Annotated in this window: 8 protein-coding genes; 2 read left to right on the top strand and 6 right to left on the bottom strand. The window is 62.7% G+C overall.

The window, feature by feature from the left end; all coding sequences use genetic code 11:
• Positions 1-60: 60 nt before the first annotated feature.
• Positions 61-1,242, bottom strand: a complete 1,182-nt coding sequence (hmpA, locus tag AACV02_RS04800) for an NO-inducible flavohemoprotein (RefSeq protein ID WP_119736757.1) — start codon at positions 1,240-1,242, stop codon at positions 61-63.
• Between the two features lie 147 nt (positions 1,243-1,389).
• On the opposite strand from hmpA, the gene norR reads away from it, so the two are divergent.
• Positions 1,390-2,937: a nitric oxide reductase transcriptional regulator NorR gene (gene norR, locus AACV02_RS04795; protein ID WP_119736755.1), complete on the top strand. Its 1,548-nt coding sequence runs from the start codon at positions 1,390-1,392 to the stop codon at positions 2,935-2,937.
• Positions 2,938-3,060: 123 nt separating this feature from the next.
• On the opposite strand, the gene AACV02_RS04790 is transcribed toward norR, so the two are convergent.
• Positions 3,061-3,972, bottom strand: a complete 912-nt coding sequence (locus tag AACV02_RS04790) for a DMT family transporter (RefSeq protein WP_119736752.1) — start codon at positions 3,970-3,972, stop codon at positions 3,061-3,063.
• Positions 3,973-4,109: 137 nt separating this feature from the next.
• Here AACV02_RS04790 and AACV02_RS04785 point away from each other — a divergent pair, with 137 nt between their 5' ends.
• Entirely contained in the window at positions 4,110-4,985 is an 876-nt protein-coding gene (locus tag AACV02_RS04785) for a helix-turn-helix domain-containing protein (protein WP_119736750.1), read from the top strand.
• Between the two features lie 202 nt (positions 4,986-5,187).
• On the opposite strand, the gene AACV02_RS04780 is transcribed toward AACV02_RS04785, so the two are convergent.
• From AACV02_RS04780 to AACV02_RS04765, 4 genes are all read right to left on the bottom strand, one after another.
• Complete coding sequence (locus tag AACV02_RS04780) at positions 5,188-7,683, bottom strand: LuxR C-terminal-related transcriptional regulator (RefSeq protein ID WP_119736747.1); 2,496 nt, start codon at positions 7,681-7,683, stop codon at positions 5,188-5,190.
• Between the two features lie 260 nt (positions 7,684-7,943).
• Positions 7,944-9,302 carry a DUF1329 domain-containing protein gene (locus AACV02_RS04775; RefSeq protein WP_119736745.1) on the bottom strand — a complete coding sequence of 453 codons (1,359 nt, stop codon included), beginning with the start codon at positions 9,300-9,302 and terminating at the stop codon, positions 7,944-7,946.
• Positions 9,303-9,328: 26 nt separating this feature from the next.
• Entirely contained in the window at positions 9,329-11,119 is a 1,791-nt protein-coding gene (locus AACV02_RS04770; protein ID WP_119736743.1) for a DUF1302 domain-containing protein, read from the bottom strand.
• 483 nt (positions 11,120-11,602) lie between these two features.
• Positions 11,603-12,514 (bottom strand): SDR family oxidoreductase, encoded by a 912-nt coding sequence (locus tag AACV02_RS04765; RefSeq protein WP_119736741.1) that lies wholly within the window; start codon positions 12,512-12,514, stop codon positions 11,603-11,605.
• Between the last annotated feature and the right edge of the window lie 227 nt (positions 12,515-12,741).

The raw sequence follows: 12,741 nt of genomic DNA, 5'->3' as shown, positions 1-12,741 counted from the left end.
CACTGAGCCTTCGCGAGCGAGCCCGCTCCCACAGGTTGAACGGTGCTGTGCCTGGAAACCTTATTCCAGGGCCGCGGCCGGGCCGAAGAACTCGTAGCGCGCCTGTTTGTCCGGCACACCGAGGGCTTTAAGGTGGCGCTTGACCGCCGCCATGAAGCCTTTAGGGCCCAGGAAGTAGGCGTCGAGGTCACGCTGTTCGGGCAACCACGCCGCCAGTTGCTCCTGGCTCAGCATCCCGACTTTGTCTGCGGCCGGGCTCACGCCATCGTCTTCTGCGTAGCAATAGAAGCGCTTGAGTTGCGGGTGCTTGGCCGCCAGGGCGTCGACCCATTCACGGAACGCATGCACCCCGCCGTTTCGCGCGCAGTGGATAAAGTGCACCGGGCGCTCGGTGGCCAGGGCTGCTTCGAGCATCGGCAGCGTCGGTGTGATGCCCACCCCGCCGCTGATCAGCACCAGCGGCTTGTCGCTGGCAACCAGGGTGAATTCGCCCGATGGCGGGAACAGGTCGAGGGTCGCGCCGACGTGCATCTGGTCATGCAGGTAGTTGGACACCCGCCCACCGGCCTCGCGCTTGACGCTGATGCGGTACAAACCCGCATCGCTCAGGGCCGACAAGGAATAATTGCGGCGCACTTCTTCGCCATCGATCATCAGCTTCATGCCGAGGTACTGGCCCGGCGCGGCCGCCAGGATCGGGCCGTTATCCACCGGGGCAAAATAGAACGAAATGATTTCGTTGCTCTCCTCCACGCGCTTGACCAACTGGAACGGCCGCGCGCCGCGCCAGCCGCCCGGGGCCTGGGCTTTTTCGTCGTAGATGGCGGCTTCGGCGCCAATCAGGATATCGGCCAACTGACCATAGGCGGCACCCCAGGCGCTCAGCACCTCGGGCGTGGCAATCTCGCTGCCCAGCACCTCGGCAATGGCCCGCAGCAGGCACGTGCCCACAATCGGGTAGTGCTCCGGCAGGATCTGCAGGGCCACGTGCTTGTTGATGATCTTTGCGACCAGATCGCCCAGTTGGTCCAACTGGTCGATATGCCGCGCGTACATCAGCACGCCATTGGCCAAGGCGCGGGGCTGGTCGCCGTTGGCCTGATTGGCCTGGTTGAACAGCGGGCGAACGTCCGGGTACTCGCTGAGCATCATGCGGTAGAAGTGCGTGATCAGCGCTTCGCCGCCGCTTTCCAGCAGGGGCACGGTGGATTTGACGATGGCACGGTCTTGGGCACTAAGCATGGCAGACTCCTGGGTCTTTTTACTGATTGCCCTTACGTACTCAGTATTCGTGCCAACTTATAAACCGTTATTTTTCAACGAGTTAAATATAAAGTAGTCAATATGACTTCCTACACTTTATAGTCATAAGGACTACAAGGAGTCATTATGACTGCACAATCGCTGCTCACTACCCTGCTGCCTCTGGTTGCCGACTTGTCGCGCGAACTGCCCGAAGGCGAGCGCTACCGACGCCTGTTGCAAGCCATGCGCGCGCTGCTGCCGTGCGATGCCGCCGCGCTGTTGCGCCTGGACGGTGAATGGCTGGTGCCGTTGGCGGTGGACGGTTTAAGCACCGACACCCTCGGCCGACGCTTCAAGGTCAGCGAGCACCCACGCTTTGCGGTGCTGCTGAGCAGCCCCGGCCCTACCCGCTTTGACACCGACAGCGAACTGCCGGACCCGTACGATGGTTTGGTCGATGGCCTGCACGGCCACCTGCAAGTGCACGACTGCATGGGCTGCCCGCTGTTTATCGACGACAAACCCTGGGGCCTGCTGACCCTCGACGCGCTGGACACCGAGCGCTTCGAGCGTGTCGAACTCGACGCCCTGCAGGCCTTCGCCAGCCTGGCAGCGGCCACCGTCAACGTCGCCGAACGTATCGAGCGCTTGGCCTTGCGCGCCGAAGATGAGCACCAGCGCGCCGAGATCTACCGCCAGGCCAGCGGCCAGCAGCACAAGGAAATGATTGGCCAGAGCAAGGCCCACAAGCACCTGGTCGAGGAAATCAAGCTGGTGGGCGGCAGCGACCTGACCGTGTTGATTACCGGCGAAACCGGCGTCGGCAAGGAACTGGTCGCCCAGGCCATCCACGCCGCGTCGCCGCGCGCAGACAAACCCCTGATCAGCCTCAACTGCGCTGCACTCCCGGAAACCCTGGTGGAAAGCGAGCTGTTCGGCCATGTGCGCGGTGCCTTTACCGGCGCGCTGAACGAGCGCCGCGGCAAATTCGAACTGGCCAATGGCGGCACGCTGTTTCTGGATGAAGTGGGCGAGCTGTCGCTGACCGTGCAGGCCAAACTGTTGCGCGTGCTGCAAAGCGGCCAACTGCAGCGCCTGGGATCGGACAAGGAGCATCAAGTGGACGTGCGCCTGATCGCCGCCACCAACCGCGACCTGGCCGAAGAGGTGCGCAACGGCCGCTACCGTGCCGACTTTTATCACCGCCTGAGCGTGTACCCGCTGCAAGTGCCGGCGCTGCGCGAACGTGGCCGTGATGTGCTGCTGCTGGCGGGCTTCTTCCTCGAGCAGAACCGTTCACGCATGGGCCTGGGCAGTCTGCGCCTGACCAGCGACGCTCAAGCGGCGCTGCTGGCTTACAACTGGCCGGGCAATGTGCGCGAGCTGGAACATTTGATCGGACGCAGCGCGCTAAAAGCCCTGGGAAACTGTCGCGAACGTCCGAAGATCCTGAGCCTGAGTGCCCACGACCTGGACCTGCCCGATGTCGGCGCGCCGCTGGCAATCGAAGCACCGGCCGATGTGGCCCCAGTGGTCACCGGCGACCTGCGCCAGGCCACCGAGCATTACCAGCGCCAAGTCATCAGCGCCTGCCTGGAGCGCCACCAGCACAACTGGGCCAGCGCCGCCCGCGAACTGGGCCTCGACCGCGCCAACCTCGGCCGCATGGCCAGGCGTCTGGGTCTCAAATAGAACGATCACCCCAGCCTGAACACAGGAACAACTCGCTCCAAGGTGGGAGCTGGCTTACCGGCGATAGCGGTGTACCTGCCGGCTCATCCACTTACGGCCATCGCCTGCAAGCCTGCGCCCCCATTAGATTTGCTTGGCCTTGAGCATCGGATCCACAGGCTGGCTCGGTTTAACCTTACGAAACACCAACACATTCCCCAGCATCACCAGCACCAACCCCATCAACGCCGGCGCCGTCCACTGATACCCCTCGGCAAACGCCGACACATTCAGCGCCACCACCGGAAACAGCACCGTGCAATACGCCGCGCGCTCCGGGCCCATACGGCCCACCAACGTGAGGTAGGCGGTAAAACCAATCACCGAGCCCGGAATCACCAGGTACCACAGCGCTCCGACATAACGCGCACTCCAATCCATGTCGAACGGTATCCCGCGCACCGCGCAATAGGTCGCGAGCATCACCGAACCATAGGCCATGCCCCAGGCATTGGTGGTCAACGGCTTGAGCCCGGCCTTCTGCTGCAGGCTCGACAGCAGGTTGCCGGCCGAAAAACACATCGTCCCCAACAACGCCAAGCCCAAGCCCAGCAACGTCTGGGGGCTGGCGGTGTGCCCGACCAGCTCCGGCCAGAACAGAAAACCCAACCCCATTAATCCAAGCGCGCCGCCCATCAATACGTTGCGCGCCACCCGCTGACCGAAAAACACCCGCGCATTGAGGGCATTCCATAGCGTGGCCGTGGAAAACACAACCGCCACCAGGCCGCTGGGAATCCATTGGCTGGCTGTCAGAAAGCACATGAAGTTGACGCAAAACAGGCACACGCCCTGGGCGAGGCAAATCAGGTGCCCGCGCCGGTTCATCACCTGCAATTTGCGGCTGAGCAGCAACAGCGCAAACAGCACCAGCGCCGCCAGGCCAAAGCGATAGACGATCGACACAGGAATCGCCACGACACCCAATTGCCACTTGAGGGCAATCCAGGTAGTGCCCCAGATCAGCACGGTAAGTAAGTACAGGAAAAGGTTCATAGCGGGCTCCGTCGATTGAGCCACAGTGTTGCCCGCAGACCGGCCCGCGCTCTTGCACATTCTTGCGCTTTTGTCGGGCGGCGAGATCACAGCGCCCGCGCTGCGGAGTAGGATGCAAGGCGTCGGAGAGAACAACCATGCCAGAGCTGGAATCGCTGCAAGTCTTTCAAGCCCTTAACCGCTCGCCCAACGCACGTCTCGAAGCCTGCGCCGAGCTCGGTGACGGCCTGTCTGCGGCGTTGTGGAGCAACCATCACGATGCTCAGGACTACCAGGCGCCCACCCACCACACTTTGTCCTGCTACATCGGCGGCGGCACCGGGACTTTTCGCCGTGATCAGCCCGGCACCAAAGGTGGCCCTGACAAACTCTGCATCCTGCCGGCCGAGCATCAGTCAGCCTGGGTGATCAATGGTGAAATCCGCCTGGCCCATGTGTACTTCAGCCCCGAGCAATTTGCCCTCGGCTGCGTCACCCTGCTGGACCGCGAACCGCGCGCATTGCAATTGCGCGAAAGCACCTTTCTTGAAGACGCCAGCCAGGCCCGGCGCTTTCACCAGTTGATCGCGCTCAACTGGCACGAGCCCGCCGAACGCCTGCTGACCAGCAGCCTGGCCCATGAAATGCTCAGCCACACTTTGCTCAGCCAGGTTGGCGCGCGCGACGGTCTGCGTTTGAAAGGCGGATTGGCCGCGCATCAGCGCCGGCGGTTGGTGGACTACATCGACCATCACCTCGACGACCCGATCAGCCTGGGGCAATTGGCCGGGATGTGTGCGCTGTCGGAATACCATTTCGCGCGGATGTTCCGCCAAAGCTTCGGCCTGCCGCCCCATCAATACCTGTTGGCACGACGCTTGGCCCGCGCGCAAAGCCTGCTGCGTGCCGGCACGCTCCCCCTGGGCGACATTGCCTGGATGTGCGGCTTCTCCAGCGCCAGCCACTTCACCCACCGCTTTCGCCAAGCCATGGGCGCCACACCCGGCGACTACCGCCAAGCCTTCCACGCCTAAACACAACCCTCCAGCACACCCGCACCCGTGGCGAGCGGGCTTGCCCCGCGTCGGGCTGCGCAGCAGCCCCAAAAACAGGCGCCGCGCTCCACGAGGAAAATCTCAATATCCTCATAGGGCCGCTGCGCAGCCCAACGCGGGGCAAGCCCGCTCGCCACGAAAGCATGAGACGGCATTCAACCCCTATGGATGATCCCACCGCCTACACCATCAACCCCAATGTCTTGGCTTTCGCCACCGCCTGCGTGCGCCGCTCCACGCCGAGCTTGCTGTGGATACGCCGCGCGTGGGTCTTGACGGTGTGCAACGAGATAAACAGCCGGTCGGCGATTTCCAGGTTGGAGTTGCCCAGGGCGATCAATTGCAGCACTTGCAGCTCGCGCTGGCTCAGGGGGTTTTCCGCCACGCCGCTGGGCGCCGCCTGCGCCTCCAGGCCCAGTTCACTCAGTAACCCTGGCGAGCGCAACCGCAGTTCGCGAATCGCCTGCTGCACCTGGCAGCGCCCGGCCAGCGCCAGCCCAGCCTCCAGGGCCCGACGAGCCATCAGCGGATCACCGAGTTGCCAGGCCACCTCGCCCAGCACCAGTTGCAACTCGGTTTCCAGGCACAGCATGCCGCGCTGCCGAGTGGTGTCGAGCAAATCGTTGAGCCGTGCAATCGGCTGCTCGGCACAGCCCAGCTTCACTTCGGCCAGCACCAGCAAATACTCCAGGCGCGGGATCAGTTCTAGCGTGGCCGGCGGCGCCTGCTTGGCATCGGGCCCACGAAAGTGGCGCAGCACCCGGCGCACCGCTTCCAGCGTCAATTCGGCGCGGCCCTGCTGCAACCAGAAATGCCCGCTGACCAACAGCAGCACCGCGCGATACACCGTGTCCGGTACCTGGCGCTGCTGCATCAAGCGCTCGGCCTCACGCAGCTGGATAAACGCCTGGGCGTAATCGCCTCGGTTCGCTGCCAGCAGCGCCAGGCCGAGAAAACCGTACAGCACGCGCTTGTCCTGGCTGTGCAGGCACATCGTCAAACCGGCCTCGAAACACTCAGTGGCCAGCACATCCTGGCCTTGTCGCAGCGCAAGATGCCCGCGTCGCAAGGCAATCCGCCCCACCAACGGGCCGGCCTTGAGCCGCTGCCCCACCAGCATTGCCTGCACATGCTCCAACAGGCTCTGCGCCCGGTAGGGTGCGCCGCGTTGTTCCAGCAGTTGCGCGTGATCCAGCTCCAGCAATGCCTCCAGCACCAACGAACCCTGTGCACGCGCCAGGCACAGGGCTTCGCGGTTCAAGGCCTGGCCCACGTCCAGTTCACCGCGCAACAAAGCTTGCTGGGTCAGGCCCGAAAGGCACATCAGGCGCGAGGTCCAGGCGCTGTCGGGCAAGGCTTGCAGCGCCTCGAGAAAATGCTCGCGGGAGCGCTGGGCATCGCCGCTCAAGTGCAACAGCCAGCCCCATTGCGCCTGCCAGCGGGCCAACAGATAACGCTGTCGCGCCGCCGTCGGTTGCGGGGCGAACCGCGCCAATTGATCGATACACAAGGCTGCCTGGTCGAAGCGTCCGGCAAACAGCAACGCCGCCGTGACCAGCCCCACCAGTTGCGCCGAGCCGAGCATCAATTCATCGCCATGCTGCTCATGCAGGCGCAACAGCAGCACTGCGTTCTGCTGACGGAACAAGTCTTCAAAACTGAAGTGCTGCAACAGGCTCACCGCCACTTCGTAGGCTTCGGCCAGCAGCGCCTGTTCAAAGGCGGCCTGCCAGTCCTGCTGTGCGGTGAACCATTGGCAGGCGCGACGGTGCCAGGAACGCTTGGCCGGCCAGGGCTCATCGCGGATCAGTTGCGCCAATGGCGCAAAAATTTGCAGCCAATCAGTGGTGTCCTCCCACGGCTGGATAAATGCGCCCAGCGCTTGCAGGTCGCGCAGATAGTGATCGCCGTCACCAAAGCCGAACAAGTGCTCACACAAGCCCGGGTTGAAGCGCGGCATATGCGCCAACACACGCCAGGCCTCCGCCAGCTCGGCGGGCAAGGTGCCGAAAAGTTCGTGTTGCAGGTAGTCGAGCAAGGTTCTGTCCGGGTGCCCGTCACCGAGCAAAGCGATGCGCACGCCGGCGCACCAGCCGCCGCTGAACTGCATCACGCTGTCGACGGTGTGCGTGGGCCCGAGCAGTTGCTGGATTTCCGCAGGGCTGAACATCAACTCACTGCATTCCAGCAGCTCATCGTCGAGCAGCAGACGCGGCCAGTTGCACAGCGGGCGCCGCCGGGCGCCCAGCCACCAGGTCAGCGCCGGGCTGGCGGCGCTCAGCAAACGGTCAAGCAAGGCGTCCAGTTCGGGGGCCGACAGGCGGCAGAAATCGTCGAGAAATATCCACGCCGGGCTGTGCCAGCGGCTGAGGTCGAGCAACAAGGTGGCTTCGTCGACGAACGACAAACCGAGGTGTTGCGCCAGCCGCGCGCCAAAATCATCGGGGCTGAGCACGGCGCCATTGAGCGCCAGCCAATACACCTGACACTCCGCCGGCGCCTGCAACGCACACTCGGCGAGCAACGCGCTCTTGCCACTGCCACCCGGCGCGCAGAGCAGCTTCACCCTGACCGGCGCCGCCAGCAAAGGCCCGGCCAGGCGCGGGCGCAACAGATGGTGGGCGGACAGCCGTGGCATGAATCCAGGACGGTTCAGGCAGCGTGTCATGGCGGTCATTGCTGCATCCTGCTTTTTATTGTTATGCAACCTGGCGCCTACCCTAGTCCTGTGGTCGGCGGTTGTTGAAGAAGTATTCAGCGGGGTGATTTATAGCCATGCACAAAACCCGGGATTCCACCCCACCCTAAAGTGGAACCCGGTCAATGTGGGAGCTGGCTTGCCAGCGATAGCGTTGGGTCAGTTGGCCCAGCTGTGGCAGGTGTACCGCCATCGCAGGCAAGCCAGCTCCCACAGAGTGATTGCATTGCAATTGAAGATCAGCGCACGCCCTCAGACCTCAACGCTGCCGGTGTGTAATCCGCCGCCTTGGCCGCAAAGCCGAACACGAAGCTGCTCTTCTCCTCGTTTTTCATCCCCAGCGCGATGTAGCGCCCGGCGATGATGTCGTACAGCGTTTCCACGGTGTAGGCCGGCACCTGATGGTCGTAGTAAAACTGCGCGTGGCCCTCGGCAACCCGCCACAGTTGGCCACGGCCGTCGTAGTGATCAACCAGCGCGACCTGCCAGCTGTCTTCGTCGATGTACATGTGGCGCTTGGCGTAGATGTGCCGTTCGCTCGGCTTGACGGTGCCGATCACTTCCCACACGCGGTGCAGCTCGTAGCGGGTCAGGTCCTGGTTGATGTGCCCGGCCTTGATGATGTCGTCGTACTTGAGGGTCGGCGAATCGAGCTTGTAGCTGTTGTAGGGGATGTAGACCTCTTTTTTGCCGACCAGCTTCCAGTCGTAGCGGTCGGGCGCGCCAGAGAACATGTCGAAGTTGTCGGTGGTGCGCAGGCCGTCGGAGGCGGTGCCCGGGCCGTCGTAGGAGACTTGCGGCGCGCGGCGAACCCGGCGCTGGCCGGCGTTGTAGATCCAGGCCAGGCGTGGTTCCTTCACTTGGTCGAGGGTTTCGTGCACCAACAGCACGTTGCCCGCCAGACGTGCCGGGGCGGTGACCGATTGCTTGAAGAAGCTCAGCACGTTGGCCGCCTTGGCCTGGTCGATGTCCGGGATGGCTTGCGGCACTGCCACTTCTTCCTCGAAACGGATCGGCGTGTAGCTGCCATTCGTTTGCGGAGTCGCCTGGGTGATGATGCGTTTGAGGTTGCCGCCGTGGTAGCGGGTGATGTGGTTCCACAGCACTTCCACGCCATTTTTCGGAATAGGGAACGCGTAGTAGCGGTTGCCGGTGAAATTCTCCAGGCCATTGCCGTCGTTGATCGCATGCACGTTGAGCGCGCTGCGCTTGATCGACTCGTAGATGTCCGGCGGCAGGTTGACCGTACGGTGGGTTGGGTACACCGGGATCTTGTAGGTTTCGGGGTAGCGCTTGAACATCGCCACCTGGCCGTCGGAGAGCTTGTCTTTGTACTTGTCGACCGTGGCGGCGGTGATCACGAACAGCGGCTTTTCATTGGCAAATGGGTCGGCCAGAAAACCCTTGCTGTCCACCGCGCCGGCGTTTTTGGGGATGCCGCCGGTCCAGGCCGGGATCGAGCCGTCGGCGTTGCCGGCTTTTTCAGCGCCGACCGGCGTCAGGGTGGTGCCAAGCTTGGCGGCCTCTTCGGGCGATACCGCCGCCATCACGTGGGCGGCCAGCAGACTCAGGGCCATCACTGCAAATATCTTACGCATAGGTTGTTGTCCTTCCTTAAAGCAGATCAGAAGTTCACGCCGAAGCTGAGGGCGATAAAGTCGCGGTCGGTGAGGGTGTTGTAGTCGCCGCCAAAAAAGTCGGTGTAGCTCAGGCTGGCGGTGTAGGTGTTGCGGTAATCCGCGTCCACACCGACGCTGATCGCCTTGGCGCCTTCGTTGAATATCCCGTTCGGCCCATAGCCGCTGACGTCATGGGACCAGGACAGGTTGGGCTTGAGGTTCACCCCGGCAAACACGTTGTTGTAATCCAGGATTGCGCGGGCGCGATAACCCCAGGAATTGGCGGTGACGAAGCCGTCGGTATCGCCGCCGAAACCATAGGCGCCATACACCGAGTCGCGGCCGTAGCGCAGTTTGGTTTTGGCCTCCAGGCCGCCGACGTGCACATAGGCCGCCTCGCCCACCAATGTCAGACGTTCGGCGCCCAGCACCTGATCGAAGAACTGGGTCATGGTGCTTTGGATCTGGGTGATTTCCTTGCGGCGGTAGCCTGAGTTATCCGAGCCGAACGAGCTGCGGATCGGCGAGGCGGTTTGGCCGGCAATCGGGTTGACCAACGCCAGCGTCAAGTCGGTGGTGTTGAGCTGCACCGGTGCATTCGGGCGGTAGCTGATCTCGCCGGTCCACGCCGTGCCGGTGGGCAAGGTGGTGGAGAAACTGGCGCCGTACAGACGGATGTCTTCCGGGTAGTCGAGGTAGTACTGACCACGACCGAGCATGGTGCTCTGGGCCAGGCCCGAGCCGCTGCCGGGCGCGATGGCGTTGGCGGTGGCCGCGATACGCCCGATGGTGGCCAGGTTGGTGTTGGCGGTGATCGTGCCCACGGTGGGTGTGCGGCTGTGGTAATTCATGAAGTACAGGCCGTACTCGGTGTCATCGCCAAGCCAGCGCAAGGCCGCCCCGAACTGCCCGCCATCGCGGGCTTCGCGGTCTTTGGCACGCTGCACCACCACGCCTTCGCGCGTGACTTGAAAGCCCTGGCCGAACGCGGCCGCCACCGGCTGCAGCGGCGCAATCGCCGGGCTGCCGACGGTGTAGTTGTTGTTGCAGCCGTGAGCAACCACGTCGTTGCCGAAGAAGGTGCCGCAGTTGTCCACCACGGTGTTTTCCCAGTTCAACTGGTAGAAACCTTCCACCGACAGCTGGTTGGTGAGGCTCTGGGACGCGAACAGCATGTTCACCGGGATCAGGCCTTCCTTGATTTCGGCACCGGGTCGACGAAAGGCCGACACGTCGATGGGGTTGATGCTGTTGATCGAGTTACCGATGAACGTACTTTCGCCCCAGCTGACGACCTGCTTGCCGACGCGCACGTTGCCGGGCAGGTCGCCAATCGAATAGTTGTGATAGACGAAGGCATCCAGCAGCTCATAGCCGGACGACCGCGCGCCTTCGTCGCGATGGTGATTGCTGATCTGCTTGAACTCGCGGTCTTCGTCCTGCAGTTCGAAGTCGTACCAGTACTTGCCGCGCACAAACACGCCGCTGTCGCCGTACTTGAGCTCCAGGTCGTGAATGCCTTTGAAGATCTTGGAGAAGGTTTCGCCCTTCTTGAAGTTCAGCCGCCCGTCATCCCCGGTGGACGCCTGACCCGTGCCGCCATTGGGAATGCCCACCAGCTTTTTGTCGGCATCGCGCATGCCCCAGCTGGCGCCGACCGACAGCGAAGAATCGAATTGCCCTTCGATCTCGCCAATGTTGAACGAAACAGCCTGTGCCTGGGCGCAGCAGCCCAGTGCAACCGCCGCGGCGAGCGCCTGTGGCGTGAAGATGGCGCGCATTGTTGTTTTTGTCATGCGTCTTCCCCGGTGAGTGACAGAAGGCCCCACCCTACTGCCGCCCGCGAGGAGCGATAAGCGCACCAAAGGGGTATTCGCAGTGTCGCTCGAAAGGATTAGCAGCCGCTCTGGCCGGGGTTTTGACCGGCCCATGACTGGGGTAGATAGCGCGTTATCAGGGGAATGGATGGCCTGCGGCGCGACTGTTGCCAATTTGGTAACAGTCCTTGTCTTGAACCGCTATTACTCAATTTGTTACAACCGACTATTCTTACCTCGCTCTCAGGGCAAACGGCCCGCTCCCAACCTGGGGAGAACAGCTGAATTTCGACGGATTGGCTAATTTATTCAATCTGTTACCCGTGTTCACTGACGTTGATTTGTCGCTCCTTGATCCAACGTCTTACTTCGGCCGCTGCCTATGCAGCGGCCTTTTTTATGCCTGAACGAAAACGGGGCGCCATCAGCGCCCCGCGGTATTCGATAGTGTTCGAGCAACGATCAGAGGCTGAATTTCTGCAAGTTGGCCATCATCTCCTTCAATGCCTCGATATTGTCCTTGGGGTGCGCGGCGACTTCGAAGTCGCAGATCTGCGCCCAATGCGCAGCCACATCATCGGGTGAAAACCCGGCTTCGGGGTCAAACCCCACACCCAGGCTGCGCTCCCAGCGGGTCTTGCCGATCCAGCCGCCGCCCACTTCAAACAGGCCGGAGGTTTCCTGGCACGCCTCGCTGCCCAGGTACACCACCAACGGGCTGACCAGCTCCGGCTTGAGGCGGTCGAACACTTGCGGCGGGATCAGGCCTTCGGTCATGCGCGTGCCGCCGGTGGGGGCGATGGCATTGACCAGAATATTGTTCTTGCGCCCTTCCAGCGCCAGGGTGCGGGTCAAGCCGTACAAGCCCAGCTTGGCCATGCCGTAGTTGGATTGGCCGAAGTTGCCATAGATGCCCGAAGTGGACGCGGTGAAGATCACCCGGCCATAACCTTGCTCACGCAAATGCGGCCAGGCAGCGCGGGTCACTTTGTAGGCACCCTCGACATGCACCCGATACACCAGATCCCAGTCGCCGTCGTCCATTTTGTGGAAGGTCTTGTCGCGTAGGATGCCGGCGTTGTTGACCACCACATCGATGCGACCGAATGCATCGAGCGCGTTCTGCACGATTTTGTCACCGTCGGTGACGGAGTCATGGTTGGCTTCGGCAATGCCGCCCGCTTCGCGGATTTCGGCGACCACGCGATCGGCGGCCGAGGCGTTGGCGCCCTCGCCTTGAGTGGAACCGCCGAGGTCATTGACCAGCACCTTGGCCCCGTGTCGGGCGAACAGCAGCGCATGCGCCCGGCCCAACCCGCCGCCGGCACCGGTAACGATCACGACCTTATCCTGGAACTGCACTGACTCACTCATACCGAACTCCGCTGGCGACAATGGCAATGGCGTGAGTGTCAGGCACACAGCCTCCGGTCACAATAAAGTCGGCCGAGGCTGAATGGTGCTCGATAAGGCAGCGGGATGATTGTGCGTTCCAGGTTTTCGCAGGGCGTCGCCTTCTCAGTGGCGAGCGCGCGTGCTGTGGCAAGCAGGCTTGCTGAGCAGCAGGCCTCTTGTGGCGAGCGGGCTGTTGTGGCGAGCGG

It is taken from the genome of Pseudomonas sp. Larv2_ips (genome assembly GCF_963879675.1).
Lineage (GTDB): Bacteria > Pseudomonadota > Gammaproteobacteria > Pseudomonadales > Pseudomonadaceae > Aquipseudomonas.
Note: the sequence above shows the minus strand (reverse complement) of the source record. Positions and strands in the feature narration are given on the sequence as shown.

What these genes read in the sequence shown, in the direction of transcription:
- AACV02_RS04790 (WP_119736752.1), bottom strand. Translation starts at nt 3,972, where the DNA reads ATGAACCTTTTCCTGTACTTACTTACCGTGCTGATCTGGGGCACTACC.
- AACV02_RS04780 (WP_119736747.1), bottom strand. Translation starts at nt 7,683, where the DNA reads ATGACCGCCATGACACGCTGCCTGAACCGTCCTGGATTCATGCCACGG.
- AACV02_RS04770 (WP_119736743.1), bottom strand. Translation starts at nt 11,119, where the DNA reads ATGACAAAAACAACAATGCGCGCCATCTTCACGCCACAGGCGCTCGCC.
- AACV02_RS04785 (WP_119736750.1), top strand. Translation starts at nt 4,110, where the DNA reads ATGCCAGAGCTGGAATCGCTGCAAGTCTTTCAAGCCCTTAACCGCTCG.
- AACV02_RS04765 (WP_119736741.1), bottom strand. Translation starts at nt 12,514, where the DNA reads ATGAGTGAGTCAGTGCAGTTCCAGGATAAGGTCGTGATCGTTACCGGT.
- hmpA (WP_119736757.1), bottom strand. Translation starts at nt 1,242, where the DNA reads ATGCTTAGTGCCCAAGACCGTGCCATCGTCAAATCCACCGTGCCCCTG.
- norR (WP_119736755.1), top strand. Translation starts at nt 1,390, where the DNA reads ATGACTGCACAATCGCTGCTCACTACCCTGCTGCCTCTGGTTGCCGAC.
- AACV02_RS04775 (WP_119736745.1), bottom strand. Translation starts at nt 9,302, where the DNA reads ATGCGTAAGATATTTGCAGTGATGGCCCTGAGTCTGCTGGCCGCCCAC.